This is a genomic window from Telmatobacter sp. DSM 110680 (genome assembly GCF_039994875.1).
Taxonomy (GTDB): Bacteria; Acidobacteriota; Terriglobia; order Terriglobales; family Acidobacteriaceae; genus Telmatobacter.
Map to the genome: position 1 here is coordinate 5,785,912 of NZ_CP121196.1, position 14,350 is coordinate 5,800,261.

Genomic DNA, 14,350 nt, shown 5'->3' on the forward strand with positions numbered 1-14,350 from the left:
TGCGCATGCTGATGCCAAAGGCAGGCAAGCCTGGATTGAAACAACCGCAGGTTGCGGGACCGTTGCGGCCTTCCACGGCTCACAGAAGGCCTTCGAGCGACAGCCCTTTATCCTGCAGAGCAACAAGCAGCATCAGGACGCACGGAGGGGACACCATGACGGAAGCCGCTCGCTATCCCGGCATTCGAGTTACAGCCAACGGAAACCAGCTCGTCTCGTATCACACTGAGACCCGCATCGCCGATGCCGGCGTTTTCTATCCCATTACGCCTTCCACCGAAGGCGGCGAGCTCTTCCAACAGGCCTATGCCGAGGGCAACCTGAACGTATTCGGCCACAACACCATCGCCATTGAGACTGAAGGCGAACACGCAGCCCAGGGTGGCGCCATCGCCCACTCCGTCTGCGGCAAGCGCGTGGTCAACTTCACCTCCGGCCAGGGCGTTGTCTACGGGGTTGAGCAGTACTACCACGCTCCCGGAAAAGGTTCCACCATGGTGCTCGAAGTCGGTGCCCGCGCACTCACCAAGCACGCCCTCAACGTCCACTGCGGACACGACGACATCTACGGCGCACTCGACACCGGCTGGATCATGATCTTCGGCAAAGACGCGCAGCAGGCTGCCGATCAGGCCCTCATCCTCCGCCGTGTTACCGAACTCTCCCTGACCCCCGGCATGAACATCATGGATGGCTTCCTCACCAGCCACCTTGAGCGCACCTTCTATAAACATGAATCGGAGCTGATCCGCGAATACCTCGGCGCACCGGAAGACATCATCGATTGTCCGACCGAAGCGCAGCGCACTCTTTTCGGACCCACCCGTCGCCGCGTTCCCAAGATGATGGACCTGACCAATCCCGTCCTCCTTGGCCCCGTCCAGAATCAGGAACACTACATGAACGGCATCATCGCGCGCCGCAACAACTTCGCTGAGCCGATCCTGCAGTTCCTTGAAGACGCCTATCAAGATTTCGGCAAGCTCACCGGACGCTACTACGGCCTCATCTCGCAGTACAAGTGCGACGACACCGATACCGTCTTCGTCTCTCTCGGCTCTGCCGCAGAAAACATCGAAGCAGCCGTCGACTATCTCCGCGACACCAAGGGCGTGAAAGTCGGCTCCATCCACGTCAACGTCATCCGCCCCTTCCCCGAAGCTGCCATCGTTGCCGCCCTCAAGGGCAAGAAGAACGTCATCATCCTCGAGCGTACCGACGAAGCTCTCAGTGGCGACAACCCTCTCGGCCGCGATATCCGCACCGCGCTGTCGAAAGCGATTCAAACCGCCGGCCACAAAGCATCCGAAGGCTTGCCCGCATTGGCGATGGACGAAGTGCCCCACATCTACTCCGGCAGCTATGGCCTCGGTTCCCGCGACTTCCGCCCCGAGCACATCATCGGCGCCTACGAATTCGCCACTGCCGGCCGCGCCCGCAAGGACGGCAAGACCGCAGCAGACGGCGTCAGCTTCTTCGTTCTCGGCATCGATCACCCCTACGCGGTCATCGGCGACGAGATGCCTTCCCTGCTTCCCGAAGGCGCCGTAGCCGTCCGCTTCCACTCCATCGGCGGATGGGGAGCCATCACCACCGGTAAAAACCTCGGCGCTATCCTTGGCGACCTCAACGATCTGCTCTACGAGCGCGACGGCCTGGTCGACGACAAGGGCAATCCCAAGGAAGTCATCCACGTCAGCGCCAATCCCAAGTACGGTTCGGAAAAGAAGGGTGCGCCCACCAGCTACTTCATGGTCGCTGCCAAGGACCGCATTCGCGTCAACTGCGATCTGCGCCACGTCACCGTCGTCCTCTGCTGCGATCCCAAGGCCTTCACCCACTGCAATCCGCTCGACGGCATCCAGCCCGGCGGCGCCCTCATCTGGGAGTCGGACGCCGAAGGCGAGCGCGCGTGGGAGAACCTTCCCCTCTGGGCCCGGAAGCAGATCATCGAGAAGAACATTCGCGTCTACACGCTGCCCGGCTTCGAAATCGCCCGCAAAGCGACGGACCGTGCCGACCTTCAGCTCCGCATGCAGGGCAACGCCTTCCTCGGAGCATTCTTCGCAGTCAGCCCCATGCTGCAGGAATTCGGCATCACGCAGGAGCAGTACCGCGACGTCGTGATGAAGCAGTACGTCAAGAAGTTCGGCAAGCTCGGCGAAGCCGTCGTCAACTCCAACATGGAAGTCATGACCCAGGGCTTCGAGCGCGTTAAAGAAATCGCCATCGGCGAAATTACCGCAGCCGATAAGTCCTCCCTACGCGGAGAAGCACTTCTGCCTATCCTGGAAATGGCGACCGTCACCGGCGATAGCTGCACTACCGGTGGCTGCCGTTCCACGCTGCCTCCCGCTGGACAGGAAGCGCGTCCGCCGATCGCCAGTATCAACGCCTTCGACGCCGAGTTCCGCGCCAGCTTCGGTTACGACCAGCCAGCAACACCTCTCGCAGCCATGGGCGTCATCGCCGCTGCAACAGGCGACACGGCTTCGAAGTACGTAGCCCGCCGCGAAACCCCGCTCTACATTCCTGAAAACTGCACCCAGTGCATGGAGTGCATTTCGGTTTGCCCTGACACCGCACTCCCCAACACATCGCAGGATCTCAGCACCGTGCTCACCATGGCCGTCTCCCGCTACGTGGGCGACGCCGGAGAGCGCACTAAGATGATGGCGAAGCTTCCCGAGATCGAGAAGCAGACCCGCCAGCGCATGGTTGCAGAGATGAAAACCGGCACACCGCTGCCGAAGATCATCCGCGAAGTAACCGAGTCGGTCGACGGCTTCTCCACAGAAGCCAAGGCGCAGTTCTACTCGATCATCGACAAGGTGCCGATGGCCTACCAAAAGGTTAACGCCATCTTCTCGTCGCCCGAACGCAAGGCACCCGGCACCGGTGGCATCTTCTCCATCTTCGTCAGCGATTTGTGCAAGGGCTGCGCGGCCTGCGTTACGGCCTGCGGCGATCACATGGCGCTCAAGATGGTGCAGGAAACCACCGAAGTCAACGCCGAGCACGAGACCGGCACCGCCTTCCTTAACCTGCTGCCCGACACATCGCAGAAGTACCTCGGCCTCTTCAACGCTGCGAACCCGGCTGACTCCAAGACCGCAACGCTGCGCAACATGCTCATGGTTCGTCGCAACTACGACGCGCTGGTCTCTGGCGATGGCGCCTGCGCCGGCTGCGGCGAAAAGAGCGTGCTCCGCTCCATCGCGGCGGTCACCGAGGCGTACATGCGCCCTGTCTTCCACGCGAAGGCTGATCGACTCGTCGGCAAGGCCGGCGATCTTGAGAAGAACGGCGTCGCGAAGCTCGAAGCGCTCAAAGCAAGCAATCCCGAAGAGTACGCCACGCTCCGCTTGGCTATCTCGCACCTCATCCTCGGCCTCGGCGGCGAACAAACTGAAGACACCAAGTCCCGCATCGCCGCGCACGAAGCCGCCAACGGCCCCATCACCGACGCGCAGATGGTCGAAGCCCTCGCGGCAGTCCTGCTCACCGAAGCCTTCAACCACAAGAGCCTCCAGCCCGTCGACGGACGCCTCGCCAATGGCATGAGCGTAATGGCGATGGCCGCGCACACCGGTTGCAACACCGTATATGGGTCCACATCCCCGAACAACCCCCATCCTTATCCGTGGATGAACTCGCTCTTCCAGGACGGCATCACCATCGGTTGGCTCATGGGCGAAAGCTTCATCGTCGACCACGCGCGCCGCTCCGTTATTCCAGAGCGACTGACCGACGCGATCCTTACCCGCGAGAATGGCATCACTCCACGCGAGTTCTACGAGTTCACCCACTTCACCGATGCGTTGATGACCGACCAGGAAATCGTCGAACTGCCCAAGGTCTGGGTGGTCGGCGGCGACGGCGGCATGGGCGACATCGGCTACCAGAACATGTCCAAAGTGATCCTGCAGAATCGCCCCAACATCAAGGCACTCATGCTCGATACGCAGGTCTACTCCAACACCGGTGGTCAGAACTCCGATTCAACCCCGATGCTGGGCGGCAACGACATGAACGTCTTCGGCTCAGCCACACAAGGCAAGAACACTGAGAAGAAGACGGTCGCCGAAACCTTCCTCGCGGGACACGGATCGCCCTTCGTCGCGCAGGTCTCCATGGCCAATGCGCCGAAGCTCTATCGCGCTATCCTTGACGGTCTGGAATATCGCGGCACAATGTTCCTGCAGTGCTTCACCACCTGCCAGCCCGAGCACGGCGTTGCAGACGACATGGCTCTCTTCCAGGCACAGCGCGTACGCGACTCTCGCGGAGTACCTGAGTTCGTATTCAACCCGCGCCTCGGTGAAACCTACCAGGAAGCGCTCGACGTCACCGGCAATCCGAGCAAGGAACTCGACTGGTACGAGACCAAGCTCAAGTCCACCGGCGAAACCATGCGCTACACTGTGGCTCACTGGTGCACCACGGAAGCCCGCTTCCGCAACCACCTCAAAAAGATCAAGCCCGAGGCGGCCGAGAAGCTAATCCACCTCGACAACATGCTGGTGCGCATCACGCAGCAGGATGTGGTCTACCGCCGCTACGTGAACCAGGCACACCGCTCCTTCATCCCCGATTTTGGCGTCTACATCAAGTACGAGGAAAACGGAAAGATCGAGTATCGCGCTCTCTCTCGCCAGCTGGTCATGTTCTGCGTAGAACGCCGCAAGTCATGGCGGATGCTGCAGTCCAAAGCCGGCGTAGTCAATAAGGAGTACATCGCGCAAAAGGCGCTGCTCGCAGAAGTTGACGCAGGCAAGATCGCGAAAGACGAGTTCTTCGCCCACGCCCACGAAATGCTGGCGGAAAAGCTAGGCACCGCAGCCCCCGCTCTAGCCAAGGCTTAACGAACTCCAGCCAACAACAGAAGGCGGGCCCATCGCGGTCCGCCTTCTTCATTTTCCGAAGATCCCAACATCCCTTCGCATCCCCGATAAAGTGTCGTCCTGAGCGGAGCAGCTTGGGGCCCCGCTCACGTCCACGGGAGTAGGGTAAGCGGAGCGAAGGATCTGCTTTTCTACCGGTTCCACGCATCGGCCAAATCAACATAGCAGTCAGCAGTCTTATACTCGTTATCACATCGTGGAAGACGTGGAATCACCGACAAATCCATCACCCAGCAAACATTCGCGTGCCTTCGATCTTCGTCTGATCTTGGCCGCGCTTTTGCTCTTGCCTGCCATCTGGTTTAGCTGGAAGACCGTGGATGGCCTGGCCGCGCGCCGTCTCATCCGCACCGACCTTGCCGAAATCACGCATGCGCGCTACGGAATTCTTAGCGCCGACCAGTGGCGCACCATCATCGGCCCGATCCTTAATGCGCAGGTCGACAAGCTCGATCTCAAGAGTCAGAACAAAAGCCTCCGGCCCATGGTTGAACGCTCGCTCTATGCCCTGCTCGACAACATTAAAACCCAAATGACATCGCCCCAGGCAAAGACATCGGAAACGCCTGGCGGTGGCAATGCATTCCTCGTGAACATGATCGTCGCATCCCTCCGTCCGCATGTGCCGGAGTACACCGAAGTCGTCATGAAGGAGTTGGCCAAGCCGCAAACGCAAGAGGGATTCAAGGATTCCATTCGCGGCGTCCTGGCGGACGCGGTAAAGAACACGTTCAGCCCGACAGACATGACCACCTACAACGCAATCCTCAATCGATATGGCTGCGCTGATGGCACGGCTTGCGAGTTGACTCTGGGCAAACAGATCGAGGAAGCGGACAAGAGGTTAACACGCTACTATCTCACCGTGCTTGCCACGTCGGCGGTCGCGTTCATCCTGTTGATGGCCGGGAAGTCGACACTCTCCCGAGGCGCCGTCGTCGTGCTCATGTTGTTCTCAATTGCGATGCTGGCCGGCGGCGTGCTCAGCCCGATGCTCGAGGTAGAAGTACGCGTCTCGAAACTGGACGCAACCTTGCTGGGGGCACCCATCGAATTTCGTGACCAGTCTCTGTACTACCGCAGCAAGACCGTGCTTGAGGTATGCCAGACGCTCATCCAGATGCGCCGGCCGGAGATGATGCTGGTTGGAGTGTTGGTAATTCTGTTCAGCGTGGTCTTCCCCGTTTTGAAGATGCTGGCGCTTGGCGCGTGTGTCATCCGTCCGGCGCTGTTGCGCACCAATCGCTTGGTCAAGCTGCTCGCTTTCGAGCTATCCAAGTGGTCAATGGCCGACGTAATGGTTCTGGCCATCTTCATGTCGTTCGTCGCCTTCAATGGCATCACGTCGAGCGCGTGGGATGGCCTGAGGGGTATGCCGAACGTCCAGCAGGTGCAGATTCCGACCAATGCCTCCAAGATTCTGCCGGGCTATTACTTGTTCATCGGTTTCTGCCTGTCGAGCATCCTGCTGTCGAAGAAACTGGAGCACGGAATCACTTCCGCTCGAATCCCACCAAAAGTGTCATCCTGAACGGAGCAGCTTGGGGCCTCATTCCCGTCCACGGGAGTGGGTTAAGCGGAGCGAAGGACCTGCTTCTTGCGTCTCTACGCTGCCGAACCAACCGCACTTTCTGGCAGGAAGGTAAGATTCCTCAGCCTCCATCAATGCTCGATCAAATCGTGAAACGAAACAAACAGGAACGCAGCGAAATCCGCGCCTGCTTCAATCGCTCGAATCCCCGAAGTGTCATCCTGAGCGGAGCGGCTTGGGGCCCCGTGGACACCTGTGTCCATGGGGTAAGCGGAGCGAAGGATCTGCTTTTCTATGGTCGTTGCGCAGCCGCCGAACTACCCCTTCTGCCCGGTGCCCCAGGGTCGACCTTCTACTAAGCGATCTCCTCAACCATCTCAGTCACGGGGAAACTCACCACACCCTTGCGATCGACTCCGGCATCTTCCTGCTCCGCCTTTTCCTTCTTGCTGGGCTTGTGTACATCAATAACGCCGCTCAGCACCGCACCCTCTTCGATGTAGATACGACGTGTCGCCAGATTTCCCATGAGCGAACCGTCATTGCGAATCTCCACGCGTTCAGTGCCTTCCAGGTTGCCGCAGACGTCGCCCATGATCACGATCTCGCGCGCGCTGATATCGGCCTTCACGATGCCTTCCTTCCCTACGGTCACCCGGTGCGCCGGCGCATTGATCGATCCTTCTACGGTCCCATACACGTAAATCGGATCGGCCGCCACAATCTCGCCCTTGATCATGATCGACTTCCCGATCATCGAATATTGATTTGCTGAAGAATTAACCGCTGGGGGCGCTGGTACCTCCGCGAGAGAGGGGCTCGGCGGTTGAACAGGAGCGGCATTGGAGTTCTGCGCGAAGATAGCCATCGATGATTGGTCCTTTCGTCTCTCGCTTCAAAATTGATGGCCCAACCGGCTTTTTGATGACTGATTCCGGTCTACGCGGTATTCCCCGCCGGGGTATGAGCCACATCATGCAACTGAACAAGCTTGAAGAGTTCCACGATTGTACCCAGCTGACATCTCCGCCGAACCATTACGTGAGTATCGTCCCGGGATGAGACTTTCGCGAGTTCGCCTCCGGCTGCTTCTCGCTCGTTCCAGAACACGCATCCCCACTCCGAAAGCTGGCCCGTTCGTCGCGTTCATCGCGATGAGGGCCGTTGAATCAATCGGGAGCGAATGGTCAAGCCCCCTCGCCTTAGATTCTTTCCAACCCCTTCGATCCAAAGAGAAAATACCTTCGCAGGTTGTGCAGGGAATTTAGCGCCCCTGGAGCACAATGAAGTCATATTTAACATCTGCGGAATTCGACGTCCCCGTTCTGATCGCTCTCCCGGTGGGAGTTTGGATATTGATGCCGACCGCACCGGTAGCAGCAGCTTCTTGGCGCGAGAAGCCCTCATAAAGACCGACATCACTGCTCTAAATCCTTTCGGAAGAGTATTTTGCAGGCAACTTCAACCGGCTGAACATTTTAGAGCCGAACACTTTCCGCAAGGGCAATAAAACGCTTGACACACATGTCAGGAGAGGGTGAAGGTGTGTAGTGTATGCAAGTTGGCCTTTGCAGGTACAGGGAAATGAGTGCTTTACGGAAAACATCACAGAGGCCGACAATAGGCTATCTGGAGAGTTGAATGGAGATGACGCAGGTTCTCGCTGTGTGCTGTTTCGTCCTTGGTGTTCCTCAGGGGTTGTCATCGATCTTGCAGTTGATGGATCGGTTCGGCGGGAAGGAATCGGAGGGTTCAATGGACTCTCCTAGACCTCACCGCACATTTACAGCATTACTGCTTCTGGCTAGTTGCTTCTTCACTATCGGGCTAGGCTTCTGGATTTGGTATCACCCCTTGAAGCCTCACGAGACAACAATCACTATAGATAAACCAATCCCGTGTCCACCTGCAAAGAGTGGGGCCGCAACAACCAAAGGGCAACAAAGTCCCGCAATCACCGGCAGTGGGAACCCTGTCACATATGGACAGCCAAATCCCCCAAAATGAGGTGGGGGTTTTCATGAAGAAAGTCTTTTTGTTGTTGCTGATTCTTTGCGCACATGGCTTCACACAAACTCCGTCTTCGGGGAGTGCGAAGACGAGTGGAAAGTGTAGTCCTGCCACCACCGGAAATAACAACACCTACTACTTCAAATATTGTGGTGGCGATCCAGAGCAAGGGAAGAAAGTAGTCGATTTGTTGAATAGGATTCTATTGAACCAGGATGCAGCTTCCACCAACGCCAAACTCGATGAAATTTTAAAACTTCTTTCACGGCCCTCTGAAGTCAACGCACAAAACTGTGTCGGAAGTGCTTGCGCTCAGGGTCCAAATAGCCAAGCAACGTTTAATCAATTGGGGCCCCCACTCCCCAATGTCACATGGAACGCAGAGCCGCTCCCGGGTGAGCCAAATACATTAATCGTGATGATTTCTGTAGATGGACCGCCTAGAATTCCGGCTTTTGTCGCGGAGTGTGAATCTCCGTGCAGGAGTAGAGGCGGCGGTGTTGCTGTAGGTGGAGTTGCCTATTCAGATGAGGCTCACGACTACATCACCGATAACCCAAACATTGCAATTGTGCTCTTCACGCCGCATCACGCAATTGGAGTTGGCACCCCGGTTCAGTGGTTTATTCACTCAACATCAAGCGACAAGCCACCAAAGATACTGAGTTTGAAGTTAATGCCAGAGGACAAGGCAAAACATATTCCTCCGTTTAAGTAAAGGTACTCAAGATGAAACACGAATACCATGAAGGCCCTAAGGCGGGCGAGAACTTTAAGAGACTAGCAACGCTGGTCCTTCAAAAGCCAAAGACAACTGCGGCTCCGAAGAAGGCCGCGAAGAAGAAACCTGCGGGCAAGCGACCGGGCTAGAAGGGTTGTTCCTCTTGCCCCGTCCCTGCCTCCGGGTGGTGTATTGAGTCTGTGCCTTTGCCTGTGAGTTGAGCATAGGTCAAACGCTTGCCAGCAACCTGCATCATCACGAGGGCGAAGCGGTCAGCGTCGGTTAGTTTGTTATCCTTCGTCGCCCGATTGTTGAAACGAAACACTTGCTCGTCAATGTAGTGATCGAGATGAAAAGGTTCCACCGCCACATACGTGCCGCGCAGAGTCCTCTTGAGAAGGCTCCAGAAGTTCTCTATGCCGTTCGTGTGAACTTTGCCGTTCACGTATTCGTGCGAGTGATTCACGACCTTGTGAATGAATTGCTTGCTCAGTCCGTCATACTGCATCGCCTCATCGGTGTAGACCTTGGCGAATGGCGTGACGTTGTTGAGAATCGCATTTTGCAAAGTCTCGCGCTTGATGTTCGGAAGTACCTTTGCGCGAACCTGCCGCAACTCGCGGTCCAGCATCCCATGAACGGCAGTCTTCCCGACGTATCCACCCTTGAGGCCATCACGCGCCTGCACCTTCGCCTTGCGGCTCTTGTGCATCTTGGCTGCGACAGGTCCGATGTAAACCTCGTCCGCTTCCACGGGACCGCCGAAACCAAACTTGCCCTTATGTTCCTGCTTCATCGCCTCACGAATCCGATGGAGCATGAACCATGCCGACTGCTGACGGATGCCGAGATTCTTGGCGAGTTCATAGCTGCTGATTCCGTTCTTGCAGTTAGCCAGCATCCAGATCGCGCACATCCATTTATCGAGTCCGAGAGGGCTATCCTCCATCACCGTCCCAACCTTCACCGTGAACTGCTTTTTGCAGACGTAGCAGAACCAAATGCGGCGGGTCTTGATGAAAGAGAACTTCGCCTGATCGCAGCGAGGGCAAGTGACATTGCCACCCGGCCAGCGAAACTCAACCGCTGCTTCAAAGGCACGTTGCGGGTCCGAAAAGTAGGCGATTGCAGCGGTAAGTGTCTCGGGAACGTCCATGTACAAAATAGTACGCTAAACGCACATGTGTGTCAAGAGTGTTATTGCCTCCGCAAGTCATTGAAAATAAGGGGCTTCTTTGCAGAGTATGGGGAGGGGTACCCCTATCGCAACCATTTGGCTGCATATCGTTCAATGTGTGCGCTCCCCATTCAGTGCGGCTCCGGATCCTGTAAATAAGAAACGCGGGCCCAGAGGCCCGCGTTCCAAGAAGACGGAGGCGCACTATCGTGCAAACTTCACAAACTTCCGCCCCGCATACAGCCTGAAACCACCGCCTGGATCGGCCATGATCTGGAGCGGCATTGGCCGCTTCAGAGCCTCGTCCGTGGAGGTTCCGACTGAGAAAACATCATGTGCGCCAACATCCGTGATCACGAACTTGTCGGAGACAAATCCGACCCCATAGACTCCGGCCGGCAGCCTCTGGCTCTCAAACTTGATGGGTACTTCGGTGATGAAGTACGCCTGATACTTCGCTGCCACATCGCTCGAGTAACCGCTGGTGTCGACCATGGTCGAAAGCAGGTAGTAGCCGTCAGAGAACTTGATCCCGGTTGAATTCCGGAGCTGCGTTGGAGCGGATTGGGCCTTGTAGTAAACGCTGGCCGGAAGCAGCTTCTGAGTATCGGCCGGCTTCAAAACCGTATCGCCGCCCTGGGCAATCGACTGCACCGGCACAGCCATCACGGCCAAAGTCAGCGCGAAAACTGGGGCGAACTTCATCATTGACTGGAAGCGCATGAGAGGAAACCTCTTTCGATTTGGAATCGAGCCGAGTATACAGCATCAATGTTTAGCCGCGTATCGATCGCATGATTGACCGCGCTAAAGCCTGTTGTCCGCTCAGCCGACCGATTGCCCTGGCGGCGCATCAGAGCACGCAGGTATATATAATCGCTCTGTGTCGATCTCAACTGACATCACGTCGGATGCCGCACCAGCAGTTGCAAAGCTGCACACGCTTGAAGATCGCCTGCGTGCGCTCGGCAGCCTCATGGTGGCCTACTCCGGCGGAGTAGATTCGGCCTTCCTGGCCGCAACTGCTCATCGAGTTCTGGGTGATCGGATGCTTGCGGTCCTGGCAGATTCGCCAAGTTTGGCCCGCCGCGATATGGAGCAGGCTGCGGCATTTGCCGCATCTCGGGGCATTCCACTGCGCGTAATTCAAACGGAAGAACTCGACAAGCCGGAATATCAACGTAACGACGCCAATCGCTGCTTCCACTGCAAAACAGAACTATTCGAAGGCATGAAGAAACTGGGCGCAGAGTTGGGATTTGCGCAAACCGCTTACGGTATGAACGCCGACGACCGCCGCGACTATCGACCCGGTCAGCGCGCCGCCGAAGAGCACGAGGTACTTGCGCCGCTCGCCGAAGTCGGCCTCACCAAACAGGAGATCAGAACGCTGGCAAAAGAAGCAGGCTATACGCTTTGGGACCGGCCTGCCGCGCCGTGCCTCTCCTCGCGTGTGGAATACGGCCGTGCGGTGACCCGCGAAGTACTGGAACAGGTGGAGCGCGGCGAAGAGAGCCTGCGCCAACTGGGCTTTCGTGAGTTTCGCGTCCGACATCACGGCGAAATGGCCCGCGTCGAGATTTCGCGAACAGAAATGCCGCGTGCTTTCTCGATGGAGATGATGGACCGAATTTCGGCCGAGCTTCGCAATGCCGGCTTTAAATATGTGACACTCGACACTACGGGTTTTCGTTCAGGGTCTTTGAACGCGGTGCTGCCGGCTGAAGTGCTGATGCGGCGCGGCGCATAGGTACAATTCCATTTCCATGCGAATCGGATATTTGGAGTGCTTTTCGGGCATTAGTGGCGACATGCTGCTCGGCGCGCTTGTCGATGCTGGCGTCCCGTTTGAGCTGTTGCAGGATACGACTGCGTCTTTGAACGTGGGCGCGCGCCTTGAAATGCAAAAGGTGAGCCGCGGCGGTCTCGCAGGGGCCAAGATCGATGTGATCGTCGAAAACGAGAATGCAGCAGCGCACGACCACGATCATCACGAGCATTCCCATTCACCTTCGCATGATCATGGCCCAGCGCAGGGCCACTCTCACGAACATATGCATGCCGATGGCACGGTCCACGCTCACGATCATGTTCACGAGCATGCGCATCAACCGCACCGTTCTCTTTCCGCGATTCTCGCGATCATTAATCACGCACCGATCTCGGATGCGGTCAAGACACGGGCAAGGCGTGCGTTTCAACTCTTAGGAGAGGCAGAAGCGAAGATTCACTCCATGCCAATCGAGAGCGTGCATTTTCACGAAGTCGGCGCAGTCGACACTATTATCGACATCGTCTGCTCCGCGGTTGGCTGCGCGCATCTCGGCGTCGATCGCTGGTTGGCTTCGCCCTTGAACGTCGGCAGCGGCACGGTCGAGTGCGCCCATGGAACACTGCCGGTTCCCGCACCGGCAACCCTCGCTCTTCTTGGCAATGCCCCGATCTATGCTTCCGGACTGCCGATGGAGCGCGTGACCCCGACGGGCGCCGCCATACTGCGCATGCTCGACGTCGAATATGCTCCGCTGCCCGCGATGCGCATAGCCGCTTCAGGATACGGCGCAGGTGGACGCGATACACCGGGTCAGGCCAATCTGCTGCGACTGCTGATCGGCGAAGAAGCTGATCAGCACACAGCAACCGAACCTATCGCCATCATGGAAACAGTGATCGACGATTCAAGCCCACAGTTGATCGCCTATGTGAGCGAGGTTCTGCTCGAAGCTGGCGCGTGGGACGTCTACCGAATCCCTGTGCAGATGAAAAAAGGCCGCACGGGCATGCAGATGACCGTCCTCTGTCACCCCGATAAAGTTTCGGCACTGCGCGATTTGTTGTTTCGAGAGACCACGACCATTGGGTTGCATTGGCGCATTGAGAACAAGATCTCCCTATCGCGTGAATTCAAAGTGGTACAGACCGAATGGGGACCGGTGCGCATGAAGATTGCGCGCTGGCCGTCCGGCGAGATTGCCAACGTCGCCCCGGAATATGAAGATTGCAAACGCATCGCAGCCGCTCATTCCGTTCCGTTGAAGCAAGTTACCGAGCAGGCAAAGCGGATGTTTGCCGCCGTACACGAGGAGGAGCGCTGATGGACCGCTCACAGATCGAAGCGCTGCTCAAAGACGTACAGGCAAACCAGACATCGGTACCCGATGCACTGGAGCGCCTCAAGGACTTGCCTTTTGAAGACCTCGGCTTCGCCAAGCTGGATCATCATCGAGCTCTCCGCACCGGCATGCCGGAGGTGATTTTTGCTGCTGGAAAGACCCCTGATCAGGTGGCACGTATCTTTTCTCATATGGCCAAGGCGGGTGGAAATGTGTTGGCCACGCGTGCTTCGCGCGAGTGCTTCGACGGCGTAAGTAAGGTAGAACCTCGGGCGACCTACCACGAAATGGCCCGCGCCATCACCCTCGAACAAAGCACGGCACCGAGAGGCAAGGGAAATATCTGCGTGGTGTGTGCTGGCACCAGCGACCTCCCAGTTGCAGAAGAAGCAGCGATCACCACCCGCCTCATGGGAAACCCCACGGAACTCGTCGCCGACGTAGGCGTGGCCGGCATTCACCGCCTGCTGGCACAGAAACAGGCCCTGCAATCCGCACGCGTGCTGATCGTTTGTGCCGGCATGGAAGGCGCTTTGCCGACCGTGGTAGCGGGTCTCGTGAATGCACCGGTGTTGGCAGTTCCAACCAGTATTGGCTATGGTGCGTCGTTCGGCGGCGTCGCAGCGCTGCTGGGCATGCTGAATACGTGCTCGCCCAATGTGTCCGTCGTGAACATCGACAACGGATTCGGCGCGGCCTGCATCGCCTCACTCATCAATCATATGGAGTAAGTCCCGCCCAATGCGCTTTCGACCCTTACTTCGATCCTCGCCTTTCCGTACAACCTCATCAAACGCGCGGTCCTCGAATCTCCTCGAAGTGATGACTGTCACTGTCCAACAAAACCTCACTCACGAATGATCCTTGTGTAGTCTCTCGGCCATCCGGCGCGAT

9 protein-coding genes are annotated in these 14,350 nt (G+C 57.5%); 6 read left to right on the top strand and 3 right to left on the bottom strand.

The features are described from left to right. The first annotated feature begins 155 nt into the window (after nt 1–155). Both P8935_RS23880 and P8935_RS23885 read left to right on the top strand, forming a co-directional pair. On the top strand, nt 156–4,865 hold the full coding sequence (locus P8935_RS23880) for a 2-oxoacid:acceptor oxidoreductase family protein (protein WP_348262818.1): 4,710 nt from the start codon (nt 156–158) through the stop codon (nt 4,863–4,865). Nucleotides 4,866–5,109: 244 nt separating this feature from the next. Continuing rightward, on the top strand, nt 5,110–6,435 hold the full coding sequence (locus P8935_RS23885) for a paraquat-inducible protein A (RefSeq protein ID WP_348262819.1): 1,326 nt from the start codon (nt 5,110–5,112) through the stop codon (nt 6,433–6,435). Between the two features lie 355 nt (nt 6,436–6,790). On the opposite strand, the gene P8935_RS23890 is transcribed toward P8935_RS23885, so the two are convergent. Next, entirely contained in the window at nt 6,791–7,303 is a 513-nt protein-coding gene (locus tag P8935_RS23890) for a polymer-forming cytoskeletal protein (protein WP_348262820.1), read from the bottom strand. 1,152 nt (nt 7,304–8,455) lie between these two features. On the opposite strand from P8935_RS23890, the gene P8935_RS23895 reads away from it, so the two are divergent. Continuing rightward, complete coding sequence (locus tag P8935_RS23895) at nt 8,456–9,163, top strand: hypothetical protein (RefSeq protein ID WP_348262821.1); 708 nt, start codon at nt 8,456–8,458, stop codon at nt 9,161–9,163. Between the two features lie 148 nt (nt 9,164–9,311). On the opposite strand, the gene P8935_RS23900 is transcribed toward P8935_RS23895, so the two are convergent. Together P8935_RS23900 and P8935_RS23905 are read right to left on the bottom strand one after the other, a co-directional pair. Beyond that, nucleotides 9,312–10,322 (bottom strand): IS1595 family transposase, encoded by a 1,011-nt coding sequence (locus P8935_RS23900; RefSeq protein ID WP_348262822.1) that lies wholly within the window; start codon nt 10,320–10,322, stop codon nt 9,312–9,314. A gap of 225 nt (nt 10,323–10,547) precedes the next feature. Next, nucleotides 10,548–11,066: a hypothetical protein gene (locus P8935_RS23905; RefSeq protein ID WP_348262823.1), complete on the bottom strand. Its 519-nt coding sequence runs from the start codon at nt 11,064–11,066 to the stop codon at nt 10,548–10,550. A gap of 160 nt (nt 11,067–11,226) precedes the next feature. On the opposite strand from P8935_RS23905, the gene larE reads away from it, so the two are divergent. From larE to larB, 3 genes are read left to right on the top strand one after another with little or no spacing between them, the layout of a single operon-like run. Next, a complete protein-coding gene (gene larE / locus P8935_RS23910; protein ID WP_348262824.1) occupies nt 11,227–12,093 on the top strand; it encodes an ATP-dependent sacrificial sulfur transferase LarE in 867 nt (288 codons plus the stop codon). Between the two features lie 31 nt (nt 12,094–12,124). Beyond that, a complete protein-coding gene (gene larC, locus P8935_RS23915; RefSeq protein ID WP_348262825.1) occupies nt 12,125–13,438 on the top strand; it encodes a nickel pincer cofactor biosynthesis protein LarC in 1,314 nt (437 codons plus the stop codon). After that, nucleotides 13,438–14,187, top strand: coding sequence for a nickel pincer cofactor biosynthesis protein LarB (gene larB, locus P8935_RS23920; RefSeq protein ID WP_348262826.1), 750 nt, complete (start codon nt 13,438–13,440; stop codon nt 14,185–14,187). Before larC ends, larB begins: the two co-directional genes overlap by 1 nt. Nucleotides 14,188–14,350 lie beyond the last annotated feature (163 nt).

Coding starts and splice junctions, on each gene's coding strand:
- P8935_RS23900 (WP_348262822.1), bottom strand. CDS start 10,322: ATGGACGTTCCCGAGACACTTACCGCTGCAATCGCCTACTTTTCGGAC.
- P8935_RS23880 (WP_348262818.1), top strand. CDS start 156: ATGACGGAAGCCGCTCGCTATCCCGGCATTCGAGTTACAGCCAACGGA.
- larB (WP_348262826.1), top strand. CDS start 13,438: ATGGACCGCTCACAGATCGAAGCGCTGCTCAAAGACGTACAGGCAAAC.
- P8935_RS23890 (WP_348262820.1), bottom strand. CDS start 7,303: ATGGCTATCTTCGCGCAGAACTCCAATGCCGCTCCTGTTCAACCGCCG.
- P8935_RS23905 (WP_348262823.1), bottom strand. CDS start 11,066: ATGCGCTTCCAGTCAATGATGAAGTTCGCCCCAGTTTTCGCGCTGACT.
- P8935_RS23895 (WP_348262821.1), top strand. CDS start 8,456: ATGAAGAAAGTCTTTTTGTTGTTGCTGATTCTTTGCGCACATGGCTTC.